Here is a 15630-nt window from a genome sequence, read left to right as displayed (position 1 = left end):
AATGAATCCAAGCCGCTGCTTTAGTTTCCTTGCGCTTTACGCTTCATATGAGCGCGATAACCGTTCGTACGCGATAGTTCACGGTACAGCTCGCGTTCACGTTCGCTGTGTATGTCCGGTACGATAATCTCGATTTCCAGCATCAGATCACCATAGCCATCATGATCGTCATTTTGCAGCCCTTTGCCGGTGATGCGTAATTGTTGCCCGGCTTGTATGCCTGGCGGCACTTTCACTTTTACACGCGACAGATCGGGAAGTTGAATTTGCGATTGAGTGCCAAATACAGCTTCCCACGGAGCGATTTGCAGCGTACCGTGCAAATGCGCACCATCGGGGCGGTAAACGGCATGAGGGAGAATATGCAGCGTAATCAGCAGTTCCTCATTGGCATGAATGCCATTGCTGCCGGTGCCACGAATGCGAATTGTGCGTTCATTTTGGATACGCTCGGGAATTTTTACATGAATATTGGAATCGCCCAACTTGATCGGCAATTGATCGCCCCGATACGCTTGTTCTAACGTAATGTTCATCGTCGCTTTCGTCGTACGTGTCTGTGCATTGGTGCCCATATATCCACCGGTAAAAGCACCTGCCGCATCGCCAAAAAAGTCATACCCATTCATACGTTCACCAAAAAACATATCAAACAAATCTTCCTCCGTATAACCGGTATTGCTGCGGTATTCAGCACGTGAACTGCGATTGCCGGCAGCGCGTGTGCCTGCCGAGCCAGCTGCACCGCCTTGTTCATACGTACGGCGCGCCTGTTCATGTTTGAGCAGCTCATCATATTGTCCACGGCGGCGCTCATTGCCAAGCGTTTCATACGCTTCGGCAACCTCCTTAAACCGCGCCTCTGCTCCCTCCGCCTTATTCACATCGGGATGCCATTGCTTAGCAAGCTTCTGATATGCCTTTTTGATCTCCTGAGCGGAGGCAGTCGTCGGAACACCCAACACATCGTAATAGTTACGGGGCATATTCTCCCTCCTTTCGTATCCATCTATGTCGTATCCATCTATGCTCACAGCTGTCTATCATCCGAAGCGATCGCTTCAAATTCCGCTGCAACTTTCCTATCTCGTTTCTATATAACAAAGGTGCATTATAGCTTTTGCTTCTACAATGCACCAGAATGAAACTGTTTCGGTTGTTCATCACCGTTCCGCCGCATGCTGATGCCGGAACGAAGCGGATTTCTATAGTATACGCGTTTGTACTGCCATCTGTTTCAGCTAAAACGATAAACGATCGGCTCCGGCGAAACGAATGATCGATATCACCTTCGTATGCATGCAAGTTCGGCAATCCGAACCGGGCGTTGCCACAGCGTTGCGATTGCCGAACCATTCCATCGTTAGTTTACTTATTTTTAAGCCAATTTGCTAGTTATCTAAACAATCATTGCTTACGGATTGTCTGTCACATCATCGCATGCCCTAATGAACAGGAATCGTTGCCCATAGATAGCGTAGCGATCGATTTGCCTGCACAAAGCTAACTATTGTGCAGCCGTTGTTCATGCGCTTCGTGTACATCCATATTTATACAAATAAGTGTACAACTTTCTTATCGCCATACGGATCGATTACTCTGCCGCTTGAATTTCGATCCGGCGGCCTTCAGGACGCTGACGTTTCGGAATGTTCAATGTCAGCAGACCATCTTTGAGCGAAGCATCGATCTGATCGGCATCGATATCTTCGACATAGAAGCGACGCACATATTCACCATAACGACGTTCCTTGCGTACAAACTGCCCTTTGTCGGTATTTTCGGCATTTGTTTCTTCATGATGCACCGCTTTGATCGTTAAATACGGTGCGGCATAATCGATATTAATATTTTCCTTCGTAAAGCCCGGCAGCTCGGCTTCTACCTGATACGCGTTTTCGGTTTCACGAATATCGGTTTTGAACGACAATGTGCTCGATTTAATTGGAGCAAAAAAATCATCATTAAACGCATCACTGAAGGATTTCATCAACTGACCAAATGCATCCTCACGACGTTTACCAAATGGAACCAGATCAAACATAAAGCATCCTCCTTTAGTGAATGAGATTTAAATAAAGTTAGTTTCGATCAGTGTGCAATCAAACCGGAGCGAGATGATCCGCAATCGATCCTTCCTCATATCGTTGCTGAATAAAGCAAGCCAAAGTCACACGATACAATCGACATACAACCAGGCAAAGCACCTTACCTGACTAGACTACCGATCACGGATATCGTCTATCGATTTGACCTTCACTGACCTTGTGCCTTTATTATAGCCCCACTCCCCATGAGCGACAAAATCGATTTCAGCTTATTTTCGACGATTATAGGCGATTACAGGCGGTTAGAATCATTTATTTAATGATTGCTTATTATTTGACCTTTTTTGACCTTTGCTGATCTAAACGAATTTGTAGCGTACATTCCATCCTAATACAACAAGCCAGCCCAATGCGCTTACTTATCGCATCGAGCTGGCTTCGTAACGCTAATTATGCATTTATGTTTATCCAAAATGCTGCTGCAAAAACTCCATCGTACGGCGCGTATGATACGGACCGACATAATGACCGTCAAATGGATACACAGCGATCTGCTTGTCCGCCCGAATCCGGTTATACGCTGCAAAGATCGTTTCCGGCAAACAGACCATATCTTTTAATCCGCAGGAGACGAGCAACGGAATCCGAATCCGCTCACCCAAATTTAACATATCAAAATAGCTGAGCGTCTGTAGCACCTGTTGCAAATGCTGCGGATGACGGCTGACAAACTGAGCGGCTTCCTTCAGCGAGCTTTCCGAATTTAAAATGCCAAAGTCCATATGACACATATTCGGAATGTTTGCCACCGCTACCGCCGGAATATCGCTTAATGCAGCCGTAATTAACGCCAGCCCACCACCTTGACTCGCCCCATATACAGCGATACGTTCGCGATCAACATCATGGCGCTCGGCTACCCATTGAACCGCTTTCAATGCATCGATCGTAATCGCCAAATAATAAAACTGCTCCTTATCCAAAATGCCCTGCGACATCCAACCTGCACTCATCCCAAATTCAGCTGGCAAATGATTACCTGTCTCGCCGCCCTGACCGCGCACATCCACGGCAAAAACCGCATAACCGAGCGCTACCCATTGCGCATATTCCTCCGGATAGCCTTTGCTGCCAGTATAACCATGATACATGACGATGCACGGCAAACGCTGCTCATCTTGACCAGCACGGCGAATGTACCAGCCCGACAACGGCGTATCGTCAAAACCTTCATATTTGACCTTCAGCACGTCGACCGTTCGCATCGGCGTCTTTTCCTCGGCGGACGTTGCATGCAGTGGCTTGTCTTTAAAACGTTCCAATGTACGGTTCCAAAACTCATTCAGATCGGTCGGTGCCGTTAACATAGGCGCATACTGTTCCAGATCACGCATTCTGCGTGCAATTGCATTACTGATCATGATGTTCCGACTCCTTTGTTGTTTTGCCATTGTACAACCGGTTTGCCGCTAACGGCAGCCTACGTACGGTTCATGGATCAAACTGCACAGGTGCGTTTAGGTATAATTGTCGCATGACTGTCTTATGTAAGGCAGGGCGGGCAGCCTGCATATTTTGCAAACTGTCCCGCCCTTTGTTCAACTTGCCGCCTCTGTTGCTTACTTGTTCAGCTTCACAATCCAGCCGGTAATCATCCGGAAACAAAAGCTAAAAATAGCGGATGGCACGATCGCGATCACCAGCGTCAACAGCACACTGCCGAATCCAACCGTACCTGAGTTATTACGAAACTCCAGCACGACAAGCAGCACCGCCATAATGACATACCAGCCCACAAAATCGGACACTCTGAAGTTTGATTTGATCCAATTCATCGTATTCCCTCTTTATTTCAAAATAAGCTTGGTAGCAAGGTGCATATGAACACACCGTAATACGAGTACGCTTCTGTACCGTATTGAGCTCCATCGGTTCATGCTAATGCTAACATTGAAGTTGTCGGCTGACAAGCCGCGAATCACATCCAACATGTATTCCAATCACGTCAGCAATTTCACAAATCCTGTCGACGTGCCCGTATATCCAAGATGGCGATAAAAATCATGCGCGCCTGTTCGTTCCTCTCGATTACCGCTGTTTAGCGCCATTGCGCGCGCCCCGATTGTGCCTGCCCAGCCTTCAGCAGCCAGCAACAATGAGCGTCCGATTCCGCTGCCACGATACTGTTCATCCACAACGAGCGCGCCGACCCGTACGTGCACACCGTCGCGTTCAAAACGCAGTTCGCGAATGAGACCGATCGTACCGACCACTTGTCCATCCGACTCCGCGATATACATCTGATAATCCTCATGTTCCTGCAATGCGGCAAAACGGTTACGAAATGCGTCTTCTGTTACCGGATAACCGAGTTGCTCCATCAAATCGGCAAGTGCTTGTACATCCTCCTGTTTAGCTTCCCGAATAATCAGTGTCTGTTGATCCATTGTAAAATGCTCCTCTCTACTTGTTCGCGCTTATGCTGACTGGTTACGGTTCATGATGCAATTACCTATTTATGTACCCAACTACTGTACAACTACTATAACATGTGCTCTTTATTGCAACGATACTGTAGCAACGAGAATCGGCTTAAACGAGAATCGGCTTAAATTAAAATTTTAGCGGAATTGCGATTGCGCTGCGACTTCTGAAACCGAAATTTGTATGCAAATAAACAGGTCTATAGGCGGGTCATCGATTAAGCATGCACATCCATAATTTGTATATTCCTTGCGAAAACGGTATAATAGCCATCATATATGTAAATAAATATATATAAAATACTGGGCACTCACTTTCCACGAACTCATTTTGCTAGTGCAACCTAATCGGTCAAGGAGGATTCATATGAATCAGACAACGAAGTATGCCAACTATATCCCGATGCGTGAACTGAATACGGTGGACAAGCAGCTTTATCCATTTGACGCTTATAATGAACTGTTACAGCAAACGCCTGTTCGTTATGACGAAAATCGGAACTGCTGGGATGTGTTCCGCTATGAAGATGTGCAATATGTACTGAAACATCCAAAGCTATTTTCGTCCCAACGCAATCGCAGCAATCAAAGTTTGCTCTATATGGACCCGCCCAAACATAAACAATTACGCGACCTCGTTAACCAGGCGTTTACACCGAAAAAAATCGAACAACTCGCCCCCCATATTCGTAACATTGCCGAAGACCTGTTAAGCTCGCATTTGGCAACTGGACGGATCGATCTCGTACATGAGTTGGCAGGGCCGTTGCCGGTAATCGTTATTGCCGAACTAATCGGTGTGCCAACATCGGATCGGCATATGTTTAAGCATCTGTCCGATTTGCTCGTCAAAGGGGCGAGAGACGATAGCGAAGAAGCGTTTCAAGAGCTAATGACGGAAAAGTCCAAAGCGCAGGATGAGCTGGAGCACTATTTTACAACGATTGTGAATGAGCGCCGCCATGCGTTAAAAGATGATCTCGTTTCGTTGCTGTTGCAAGCCGATATCGAAGGGCAGAAGTTGAGTGACCTTGAAATTGTGCGCTTTTGTATTTTGCTACTCGTTGCCGGTAATGAGACGACGACGAATTTGATTACGAATGCGGTACGGATTTTGTGTGAGCAGCCGGAACTGCAACAGCGTCTTGCCGCACAACCGGAACTGATCCCGACTGCGGTCGAGGAAACGTTGCGCTATTATCCACCGATTGTAGCGATCGGACGGGTCGCCAGCGAAGAAGTGGTGCTGCAAGGACAGACGATCCAACCCGGACAGCAAGTCATTTCATGGGTCGGTGCCGCCAACCGGGATGAACGCAAATTTCCGCAAGCCGAGCAATTTGTACCGGATCGCAAGCCGAATCAGCATATGGGCTTTGGCTTTGGCATTCACTTCTGCCTCGGTGCACCGCTCGCTAGATTGGAAGGACGCATCGTGCTGCAAACATTGCTCGCCCATATGCGTCAGTTGGAGCTAGAGCAAGGGGCGCAGTTACAACCGATCCAGAGTGCGTTTGTGTTTGGTGTGCAGGAATATCCGGTTGTGTTTAAATCGGTACAATAAAGTCGGCAGTATCTACACGCCTTGCATCGCTTGATAAGCTATAGGTAGCAATTACTAAGGATGACTGTTTTTTGTACCCTTGTTAGCATCTTGACCTGTTCCAATAAATACAATTCCAAAATTGCAGCAACTCACCCTATTGCAAACCTACTTCATTAAATCATTACATGTTCTGTTGCTCTAGTAAAAACTTAAATAAGTCGTTATCTAACTAAATATTAGCCGCTCCGTTCATAATGGAGCGGCTTTTATATGAGCATATCCGGTTTGCTTGCAGTAGTAGATTAAGACCAATTGCTCATTTCTGCCTTCACTACATATGACTCGTTGCATAAATCGATATCATCGTAAATGAAGATTGGATGAAAAGGCGGGTCTAATGCCTTATTTTTGCCTGTAACAGCTATTTGCAGCCTATAATCTCGATTCACAAATGCCCGCCAAGCCTGCTACAACACTTGCTGCTGCATCTTTTCCCTCAAGCACAGTAAGCGATATTTCGGCAAAGTTGAAACTTGTAATGTTACAGGTTACAATCGTTGTATTCAAGCAGTGCGCACTGCATATCAACTACTTCAAGGAGTGAATATAATGACGAAAAAAAGTTATGCTTTACTGTCCATGACGATCGCTTCCGCGCTTGCCTTATGTACAGCCGGCGTTGCAGGCGCTGCATCCTCACCTTCATGTGGCAACTCGACAACTTCGACCGCTTCCGTCAAAACGACCACAGCGAAAGCCGCCGCCACTACTTCAGCTGCCCAGTCAACGAGCGAACAAGCGACGCCAAAAATGCTGGCTGAAAACAAGCAATTCGTGCTTAATATGTTCAAAGATATATTTACCGATCATAAGCTAGATACAGCAAGTAAATACATTGCAGATGATTACATCCAACATAATCCGCTTGCCGGTAACGGACGTCAGGCATTTGTCGACTTCTTCGCTCCATTTGTGAAACAAAATCCGCAATACAATGTACAAGTCAAACGCATTATCGCACAAGGCGATCTGGTGCTCGTACACAGTCTTGCCCAAACGAACAAAACCGATCGCGGCATGGCGGTCATTGATATTTTCCGCTTGAAGCGTGTAAACGGTAAGCCGATTATTCAAGAGCACTGGGACATCGCCCAACAAATACCGGAGAAATCCGCCAACAATAACACGATGTTCCCGCTGGCAGGCACACCGATCGAAGTGAAGCCGACAAGTTCCAACCAAGTTGCTGCCAACGTCAAACTGGTCACTACATTTTATAACGATTTCTTTAACAAAAAAGACGGCGCTGCACTCAAAAAATACGTGGACGTGAACTATATCCAACATAATCCAAGCGTACCGACTGGACGCAAACCACTGGAATCGTTTATCCCGATGCTGAAAAGCAATCCGGACAGCCGCAACCAAATCGTCCGTGTCATCGCTGAAGGCGATATCGTCGCACTGCATGTTCATGGGCAAAACAACAAAGACGATCGCGGTGCAGCTGTACTGGATATGTTCCGTGTCAAAACGATTAATGGTCAACTGAAAATCGTCGAACATTGGGACGTTGTACAGGAAGTGCCTGAGCAATCCGCCAATACGAATACGATGTTCTGACTATCACGTTTAAAGCGCAATCTCGCTTATATCCATCTCATTTAAGCGGCAGCATAACGAGCACGTTGGCTTGAGCCAACACAATGATTGCATTTTGGAAATCGAATCGATTTATGAATAGAACTAACTGTGGAATCCCACTGCTCCAACGGTAGGATACGATTCTCTAGCGCTTCCTTTGTTGCCCGGTCATAAGCCGGCGACAAGGGGAGCGCTATTTTATGTTTATATTGCTATTTTATGTTTATATTTATGTTTGCAATGTTTATTCATGCGTAAAACCAATAACCAAATGGATTACATATAGGTATAACCTATAAACGAATAGGCATCCAATATTGGATTGTGATGTGCAAGCATAGTAAAGTGAACAGCATCTTCATCAATTAGCTCGTATAGGCGATCCTATACAGCTTGAACGGATCACGACGGAAAGGATGACGATTATGCTCGTTCAATTGCTGGCTACGATGTACCAGATTTTCCTACCCATTTCACTGCCTGTCATCGGTGGTATATTGCTGCGACGGTTTCGCGGATTGGATACGCGTCCGCTGGCAACGATATCGCTATATTTGCTCACGCCTGCGATCGTGTTTCATACGTTATTGCATGCACAATTGTCGCTGGCGGATGTGGGGGTAACGATCGTATTTTCATTGCTTAGCCTGGTCATCATGTGGTTGCTTGCTACCCTGCTTGGACGATTGCTGCGCTTGGCGCCGCCGGAGCATGCCGGGCTAACACTAATCGCGGTGTTTACGAACTGTGTGAATTACGGCTTGCCGCTCGTATTGCTTGCGTTTGGACAGCTTGGGCTGGATAAAGCATCTGTGTTTGTGATCGGACAAATGATTATTGTGAATACAGTCGGTGTATTTTTCGCGGCACGATCGCATTTTTCGGTTAGACAGGCATGTTATGCTGTATTTCGCTTGCCTGCGGTATATGCGGCGCTACTCGCTTCCATGTTACGAGTAGGCGGCTGGCAGCTACCGAGCGCGCTGGACGATGGCTTTGCGATGCTCGCTGCCGCCTATTCTCCGCTCGCCCTTGCTGTGCTCGGTGCGCAGATGATCCATGTCGGTACAAACTCATCCAATGCCGATGAACATGGCGCCTCCCAGCGAGCGTTCTGGGCAGGTATGGCGTTACGCGTGGTCGCGGCTCCGCTCGTCTCGTGGCTGCTGCTCCTACTACTTGGTGTGCATGGCGCTCTGTTTAGCGTGCTGCTCGTACTCACTTCGATGCCAACCGCTGTGAACGCTGTCATTCTCGCACAGCAATTCGGTGCCGCTCCACGGCTCGTCTCACGCTGCATCTTATGGACAACACTCGGCTCGATCATAATCTTGCCTGTGCTATTGTTATTGTTGTCATAAATGTGCGGTCTGATCGCTTGACTATAATAAGTCTAGGCACATATAAACTTAGCATACGAACAATTAATCGCAAAAAACCGGCAACTGCGGATCACGTAAATGTTGGAACAACGTACGAATCTGCTGCTCGGTATTCCGTCCAACCGATAACGGCGGCAGCTCATTTTCAGCGAAAAAGCCAACTTCTGTCGTCTCCGTCGTATCGGTGCTCGCTGCGCCACCTGTAATTTCGCACAAAATGAACAGCTTATAAATATGCCACGGGGACGGTGGATGGTGATGGAATTTTTTGTCCATTACGCCAAGCAGACGGATTGGCGCAACGATAAAGCCCGACTCCTCACGCACTTCTTTGACGACGATCTCTTTCGGTGACAGCCCCACATCCGCCCAGCCGCCAGGCAGCGACCAGTGACCGTCGAGTTTCTCTTTGACGAGCAGGATTCGTCCAGCTTGGAAAACGACGCCACGCACATCGACTTTGGGCGTTGCATAACCGGTCTCCCCGGCAAATAACTCGCGAATTTGATCGCTCTCTACGGCGGTATATTGCTGCATAATCTCGACGCTCAGCTCACGCAACTGCTGAAAGCGTTCGATATCATACACATCGCGCGAATATTCCAGCCCCGCCTGGCTAATCGCCTGCATCTGCTTCGCCCATTCTAACCATTTTAATTGCACAATGCCCCCCCTTTCCGGCTTGATGTCCATGTTTATTGTCGGCGCTTACGCTTAGTCCGCCGGATTGGTCTCATAGGGCAGCAGATGGCTAGTGCAATTGTACAATGCGCAATCCCACTCCTGCACAGCGTCACATTCCACGATCGTAATCGACATATTGTCGAGCGAATGCCATTTAGGTGGTTGCTGCAAAATCGCATTTAATACGTGATTGAGCAACACACCATGACTGACGATCAAAATACGCTCGCCTGGATGACGTTGCCCCAGTTGTTGCAAACATGCCACGCCGCGCGCCGCACCGGATTCCGGCGTTTCTAGACCGAGGTCTTTTTGGTTCCAATCTTCCCCCCAGCGAGCGATACGTTCCGCTTGAGTCGTACCTTCAATTAAACCTCCATCCAACTCGCGCAGACGGGCATCCAGTGTAATGCTTAGCCCGGAGGCAGCGGCAATCGCTTGTGCGGTTTGCTGAGCACGGATGAGATCGCTTGCATAAATGCGATCCCAATGCTCGCCTGCGACCCGTTCTCCGAGCAGACGCGCTTGTTGCCAACCATTTTCATTTAACGGGATATCGGAGCTGCCTTGTGCACGGCCTTCTTTGTTCCAGATTGTGCTTCCATGCCGGATTAAGCCGAAAGTCGTCATCGTATTGCCTCCATTCCCTGTTTCCGTAGTTTTATGCGTTAGATTATCCAGTGACTTTTATGTGCAAACGGTATACAATTATGCTTTATGAAACTGCGGAACATCCGTCTGAGCGTCGCGACTAATAGGTCATAGGCGGTTACTGCTCGTCGGTATTGAGCGCAGTCACTTTACGTGAATATTGTTTATTTTAACATGATCTATCATTTCAATCATCACTTGCGTATAGGCGGCAGTTGTGTCAATATAACGAAGCAAACGAATGTACGTATTATTTTTCCTTATTTTGGAAAGGAGATTACTTGGATTATGGCCAACACGATGTTTCGCCTGCTCACCGAATTATCCTCTCGTAAATGGATATCCCGGTTAACAGGCAGCTTTGCCAAATCACGGGCCAGCCGCGCGTTAATCCCGAAATTTATTCAGGCTTACCGCATTCCGGCAGAAGAAGCAGAAAAACCGTTACAGGATTATCATACATTAAACGAATTTTTCACGCGTCGTCTGCAAGCGAGCGCACGTCCGGTCGATGCCGACCCAATGTCACTCGTAAGCCCGGTCGATGCGCTCATTACGGCGATGGGACCGCTCGATGATCAGTTGATTCCGAATGTAAAAGGGCAAAATTATACGCTGGACGAACTGCTCAACCATTCCCCACGGCTTGAATCGTATCGCGATGGGTATATGTTTGTGCTGTATTTGAGTCCGCGCGATTATCACCGCATCCATGCGCCGGTCACCGGCAGACAAACAGAACGCGAATACATTCCAGGCAAGGTGTATCCGGTCAACGAGCGCAGTATGGTTAATATGCGCTCCGTACTGAGCCGTAACGAGCGTCAGATCACCTATATTTCGCATCATTATGGCGAAGTTGCGGTCGCCAAAGTCGGCGCGCTTAACGTGAGCAGTATCCGCTATGCGGACGAGACACGCACATCATGGAACAAAGGCGATGAACTGGCGTATTTTGAATTTGGCTCCACCGTTGTGCTGCTCATGCAAAAGCACAGCTTTGAACCGGATGAACGTCTGCATGTAGGCAGCCGCGTCCAAATGGGCGAAAAGCTCGGCACACTGCTCGATCTGGAAGCGACACGCCCGTATCAACGCATTAAAGACACCGCTCACCCAAACCATTCCTAACCGAAAAGCCCTGACAGTGGAACATGCCGCTGTCCGGGCTTTATTGTTGTATCGGCATCAGATGAACGATATTGCTGTGATCGTTTATCTGGCATTACATAAGCTGAAGCATACAGGCGCTCGGCACTTATTTGCTTACTTGCATCCCTATTTATAGCCTCGCTTATATCGCTATTGGTATCGTTAGCGATGCTCTGTTTGCCGCCCTATTTAACAAATACTGTATCCACTACCGAATTTCCGACGGACTTTTGCCTGTATACTGCTTAAACTGACGGCTAAAAAAGAAAATATCGCGATAGCCTAGCGCATCTGCCACCTCGGTCACATTCATGCCGGTATAGACGAGCAGATGCTCGGCACGCTCAATGCGCATTCGAATAATATACGATTGTACTGACGTACCGATCAATTCCTTGAATTTAATTGAGAAATAACGCGACGACAATCCCGCTCGTGCCGCCAAGTCTTCCACACGATGCGCCAAACTTGGATGCTGCCGGATATAGTTGGCAACTTCCTGAATCGTCTCATTCAGCTGATTGCTCACTTTGCGTGGCACTGGCTTGCGCTGTTCTTCCCGCAACAGATGAATCATTAACTGCTTCAAAATTAAACGCGATTCTTCCTCTGCCGCAAATGCTTGCTCTAACAATAGCCGCACATAACGTACAAGCATGTATTCAAAATCGATCGTTTCCTCCAGCATCCGATAGCGGATCGGCACATGAGTGACCGGTTCATCCACATCAAAATGAATATAGGTGAGCACAAGCGGCTTTTGCGGATTATGTGTAGCTGTCGTCTCATCACCTGGGCGGAACAGAAAACAACTGCCTTTGCTGATCGCATAAGGCTCACCGTTCAGAATCAGCTCGCCTTCCCCGCTCCATACGTAAAACAGATCGTAGTTGGGCATCGGCTTTTCCCGCTTTGGCCAGCGCCACTCCGGTTCACAGAAAATTTTGGCAAAAGCCGGTTTGAGTACAAATGAAGATGGCGATACTTCAAGCATCTGATTCCCCCCTTTTTGCTACACTTACGCTTTAGCGTCGTGAATAGATTTACTTTGCATTTGTGCTATGGTGCTGTATAAACCGATATACCTATCCTGTAATTCCACTCTACATCTGTCAGCACATCTGTCAGCGCTTGAACTGGAAATGTTCCTATGCGCTTATATTGCGCAAAAAGTGTTGTTTCGTCAATGGTTGCGGCGGAATCCAGCTAAAACAATAAACAACATAACACTCACGCTTATTCGTGTTGACGTTCAACATCCACCTCTGCCATTTGCTGCAAACGGGCATGTTCCTGCAACTCATCTTCAATAAAAGCGCCGATCATCGCCCGATACACCTGTTCTGCAATCTGCGGATTCAAATCATATGTCGCTGCCAGCTGACGTACTTTGGCAATGACCGCTTCTACACGGGCAGGGGCTTTCACCGCATCGGTATCCTGTTTAAAAGCCGCTGCCTGTTTGACGTATTGACTGCGTTCGCTTAGCAACTGCACAATTTGTCTGTCCAAACGATCAATACATGCGCGCACTTCATCCAGACTTTCGCATTTGTCCATGTCGATCTCGCTCCTCTATATTTATTGATCTGGCTTGACGGAATCTACATTCTCTCCTCATCGGTAGATTCCTGTACAAGATGGGAGTCCGTCCCCTTATTCCAGACCGCAGTGGCGGATGCTACAACGCAATAGTTTGCGTACACGCTCTAACGTTCATTTTGAAAAATAATCCAGACATGATCCGAGTAGCTTGGTGACGTCAGCAGCGGATGATGTCAGCTCGTTTGCAACGTCTGTTTACGACCTGCTCATAACCTATATTCCAGCGTGCGCTTCCACGCCAGCTCTAGCCGCTCCACACCTTGCCTAATCTGCTGCTCATCCGTATGGGCAAAGCTGAAGCAGACGGAAGGAAGCGCTGCTGACAAGTGGTAGATTGACGCATCTTTCCACACTACACCCAGCTTTGTCGCCTGCTCATAAAAGCGTTCATACGCTGCCCGTTCCAGCCGCCAGCTTCCGTATATGTGCAGCCCAGAATCGGTCTCAATCCAATCGAACAGCTCGGACAGATGGCTAGTCAACAACCGATACAGTTGCTGAAAACGCGGACGATACAGCCGTGTCATACGGCGCAGATGCCGCATATAGTCGCCATGTTGCATAAAACGCGCCAATGCACGCTGTTCCAGCGGTGATGACGGCAGCGGAGCATACAGCTTTTTTGCCGCGATGAGTGCAGGAATGAGCGATGACGGGACGATTGCATAGCCGATGCGCAGCGCTGAAAACATACTTTTGGAAAAAGAACCGACATAGATGACTTGCTCCGAATGATCAAGCGCTTTGAGCGGTTCCAGCGGACGTCCACCCCAGCGAAACTCACTATCATAATCGTCCTCGATAATCCAGGCGCCTTGTCGGTCTGCCCATTGCAGCAATTGTTGTCTACGCGCCAGCGGCAATACCGCTCCGGTCGGAAACTGACGTCCAGGTGTTACAAACAACAACCGCGCTTTCCAGTCTGCCGGAATAATGCCTTGCCGATCGACATCCGCACCGATCAGTTCGCCACCAGTTGCGATAATAGCACGGGTAATGCCGCTATAACATGGGTCTTCCACGACAATCGGTTCATGCTCATTAATGAGCAACTGACACAGCATAACGATCGCTTCCTGCGAGCCACTATATAAAATCACCTGCTCCGGCTGCGCACAAATGCCGCGTGTGCGTCCGACATGATAACAGATCGCTTCTCGCAAACGCCAATCTCCCATCGTGTCCATCTGCCCGGCAAAATCAGCAGACTGCATATCCTTTGCTGCCGCTGCCAGCGCCGTTTTCCAGTCTGCCAGTGAATTACGATGCAGGACGAGTTCCTGCGGACAAAATGAGATCGATGCGGGCGACGAAATGGTTGCTTTTGCAACAGCCGAATCGATAGCTCGTGTGGACCGGGAGACATTCGTGTTGGAAAAGGACGTTTGCACAGCGGCTACACCGGCATCATTTGCTTCGGTATTCGCTAACGTGAGCATAGATGGAGCAGATGATGCGCTTGAATCGGACGGTGCTCCCGGATCGCTCGCAGCGGCTATAGCTGCTCGTTCGCTATCGATATGGACTGCTCCGGCAGTGACATCTGTTTCCTGTCTAGTTGCCGCTTCGGTAGCCTGTATCGTCTCCAGTTGCACAATACGCTGACCCCAGCGGGACAAAGTGCGTGCAGGTTGGCTCTCATCGAAGCATGGAGCTGCATTACGATGATTCCGACTGTGATTCGTATGATGGGGTAACAGACGAAGCTGCTCTGACACATACGTTCCTTTGCCGGTGGCGGCTTCCACATACCCTTCAGCAAGCAGCAAATCATACGCTTCAGCGGCGATACCTCTGGAGACGCCGTACATTTCTGCCAGTCTGCGTGTAGACGGCAGACGACTGCACGCTGGCAATGTACCGTTTAATATGCCTTCACGCAGCGCATGATACAGTGCTACATATTTATAACGATGCTGCTCTAACAGTCGCTGATAAGCGATCGTAATTTCCTGCATACTGCCCCTCCTTCCGCTCAGTTGGCTAGGTGGTGTCTTCAAACCGTCCTACGTATTATTTATTGTTCACAAAGGTTAGAAATAAGACCCTGTACACCTTAATCTGACGCAAATTACCCGCATCGAACGCTGTAAAGTAGTTTGAAGACACGCCCTAGTACATTGACCGTGTTAAATGTTAATTTTGATTGTGTACTGAAATGCTGATCAATACGACCTGAAAACAGTTCAATACTCAAATTAATTTCGGTCAATGTACTAGTAGTCTGTCTCAAATGGAAATTGTGTTTGAACGTACTTTAACCTATTCATCATCAAGCAATGGTTAGATCGACAAACCGTTAATGTGTTTGAGACAAGCTACTAGTCATTCGTCCGATTGCAATTGTGCTCGTAATCTGTAGTGCAACAATCGCACGCTTACATCACTTTAATGTTGCACGCTCATGTGCCAGCACAGCAATGATGCAAAGCAAT

14 protein-coding genes are annotated in these 15630 nt (G+C 48.1%); 4 read left to right on the top strand and 10 right to left on the bottom strand.

The window, feature by feature from the left end; all coding sequences use genetic code 11:
- Positions 1-20 precede the first annotated feature (20 nt).
- The 5 genes from U1I11_RS14655 to U1I11_RS14635 form a co-directional block, all read right to left on the bottom strand.
- Positions 21-986: a DnaJ C-terminal domain-containing protein gene (locus U1I11_RS14655; protein WP_322906871.1), complete on the bottom strand. Its 966-nt coding sequence runs from the start codon at positions 984-986 to the stop codon at positions 21-23.
- A 608-nt stretch (positions 987-1594) separates the two neighbouring features.
- Positions 1595-2044, bottom strand: a complete 450-nt coding sequence (locus U1I11_RS14650) for an Hsp20/alpha crystallin family protein (RefSeq protein WP_322906870.1) — start codon at positions 2042-2044, stop codon at positions 1595-1597.
- Positions 2045-2512: 468 nt separating this feature from the next.
- Positions 2513-3469: an acetylxylan esterase gene (locus U1I11_RS14645; RefSeq protein ID WP_322906869.1), complete on the bottom strand. Its 957-nt coding sequence runs from the start codon at positions 3467-3469 to the stop codon at positions 2513-2515.
- A 198-nt stretch (positions 3470-3667) separates the two neighbouring features.
- On the bottom strand, positions 3668-3883 hold the full coding sequence (locus tag U1I11_RS14640) for a hypothetical protein (protein WP_322906868.1): 216 nt from the start codon (positions 3881-3883) through the stop codon (positions 3668-3670).
- A 165-nt stretch (positions 3884-4048) separates the two neighbouring features.
- Positions 4049-4495, bottom strand: a complete 447-nt coding sequence (locus U1I11_RS14635) for a GNAT family N-acetyltransferase (RefSeq protein ID WP_322906867.1) — start codon at positions 4493-4495, stop codon at positions 4049-4051.
- 403 nt (positions 4496-4898) lie between these two features.
- Here U1I11_RS14635 and U1I11_RS14630 point away from each other — a divergent pair, with 403 nt between their 5' ends.
- The 3 genes from U1I11_RS14630 (at position 4899) to U1I11_RS14620 (ending at position 9082) form a co-directional block, all read left to right on the top strand.
- Positions 4899-6095 (top strand): cytochrome P450, encoded by a 1197-nt coding sequence (locus U1I11_RS14630; RefSeq protein ID WP_322906866.1) that lies wholly within the window; start codon positions 4899-4901, stop codon positions 6093-6095.
- A gap of 591 nt (positions 6096-6686) precedes the next feature.
- Positions 6687-7700 (top strand): nuclear transport factor 2 family protein, encoded by a 1014-nt coding sequence (locus U1I11_RS14625; RefSeq protein ID WP_322906865.1) that lies wholly within the window; start codon positions 6687-6689, stop codon positions 7698-7700.
- A 446-nt stretch (positions 7701-8146) separates the two neighbouring features.
- Complete coding sequence (locus tag U1I11_RS14620; RefSeq protein WP_322906864.1) at positions 8147-9082, top strand: AEC family transporter; 936 nt, start codon at positions 8147-8149, stop codon at positions 9080-9082.
- Between the two features lie 63 nt (positions 9083-9145).
- On the opposite strand, the gene U1I11_RS14615 is transcribed toward U1I11_RS14620, so the two are convergent.
- Both U1I11_RS14615 and U1I11_RS14610 read right to left on the bottom strand, forming a co-directional pair.
- A complete protein-coding gene (locus U1I11_RS14615; RefSeq protein ID WP_322906863.1) occupies positions 9146-9766 on the bottom strand; it encodes an NUDIX hydrolase in 621 nt (206 codons plus the stop codon).
- Positions 9767-9817: 51 nt separating this feature from the next.
- Positions 9818-10417: a histidine phosphatase family protein gene (locus tag U1I11_RS14610; RefSeq protein WP_322906862.1), complete on the bottom strand. Its 600-nt coding sequence runs from the start codon at positions 10415-10417 to the stop codon at positions 9818-9820.
- A gap of 309 nt (positions 10418-10726) precedes the next feature.
- On the opposite strand from U1I11_RS14610, the gene asd reads away from it, so the two are divergent.
- Positions 10727-11569: an archaetidylserine decarboxylase gene (asd, locus tag U1I11_RS14605; RefSeq protein ID WP_322906861.1), complete on the top strand. Its 843-nt coding sequence runs from the start codon at positions 10727-10729 to the stop codon at positions 11567-11569.
- A gap of 229 nt (positions 11570-11798) precedes the next feature.
- On the opposite strand, the gene U1I11_RS14600 is transcribed toward asd, so the two are convergent.
- The 3 genes from U1I11_RS14600 to U1I11_RS14590 all read right to left on the bottom strand — a co-directional run bounded on the left by U1I11_RS14600 (position 11799) and on the right by U1I11_RS14590 (position 15153).
- On the bottom strand, positions 11799-12584 hold the full coding sequence (locus U1I11_RS14600; RefSeq protein WP_322906860.1) for an AraC family transcriptional regulator: 786 nt from the start codon (positions 12582-12584) through the stop codon (positions 11799-11801).
- Positions 12585-12826: 242 nt separating this feature from the next.
- Positions 12827-13150 (bottom strand): chorismate mutase, encoded by a 324-nt coding sequence (locus U1I11_RS14595; RefSeq protein WP_322906859.1) that lies wholly within the window; start codon positions 13148-13150, stop codon positions 12827-12829.
- Between the two features lie 251 nt (positions 13151-13401).
- Positions 13402-15153, bottom strand: a complete 1752-nt coding sequence (locus U1I11_RS14590; RefSeq protein ID WP_322906858.1) for an aminotransferase-like domain-containing protein — start codon at positions 15151-15153, stop codon at positions 13402-13404.
- Between the last annotated feature and the right edge of the window lie 477 nt (positions 15154-15630).

It is taken from the genome of Paenibacillus campi (assembly GCF_034659835.1).
GTDB classification, from domain to species: domain Bacteria; phylum Bacillota; class Bacilli; order Paenibacillales; family Paenibacillaceae; genus Saccharibacillus; species Saccharibacillus campi.
Note: the sequence above shows the minus strand (reverse complement) of the source record. Positions and strands in the feature narration are given on the sequence as shown.